Raw genomic sequence first — 524 nt, forward strand, 5'->3', positions numbered from 1 at the left:
AATTGTGTAATTTCCATTCCATTTAGCCATACCTCCCAGCCGAGACCAGCAGCACCGAACGTTGGGTTCTCCCAGTTATCCTCTACGAAACGGATGTCATGTTCGAGTGGATTGATCCCGAGCAACTCGAGACTTTGTAAGTACAATTCCTGAATGTTGTCAGGTGATGGTTTCATGATGACTTGGAATTGATGGTGTTGATACAGACGGTTCGGGTTTTCTCCATAACGACCATCAGCCGGACGGCGTGATGGTTCTGTATAACAAACGTTCCACGGTTCCGGTCCGAGACTCCGTAAAAACGTCATCGGATTCATCGTACCGGCTCCTTTTTCTACGTCGTATGCTTGCATCGTCAAGCAGCCTTGTTCTGCCCAAAATTTTTGTAATGTCAAGATCATGTCTTGTACTGTCATCTTCACGACTTTCACCTCCGAAATGATTAAGGAACGCAAAAAACGCCCCTATGTACAACAATCGTTGCACATAGGGACGAGACGAGCCCGCGGTTCCACCCTACTTGC

1 protein-coding gene is annotated in these 524 nt (G+C 47.3%); it reads right to left on the reverse strand.

The window, feature by feature from the left end:
* Nucleotides 1–416: glycine--tRNA ligase subunit alpha (locus tag B2751_RS05585; RefSeq protein WP_290773618.1), on the reverse strand; the 416-nt coding region annotated here is incomplete at its 3' end.
* Nucleotides 417–524: the final 108 nt, after the last annotated feature.

The sequence above is a fragment of the Exiguobacterium sp. UBA6282 genome (genome assembly GCF_002440475.1).
Classification (GTDB): domain Bacteria; phylum Bacillota; class Bacilli; order Exiguobacteriales; family Exiguobacteriaceae; genus Exiguobacterium_A.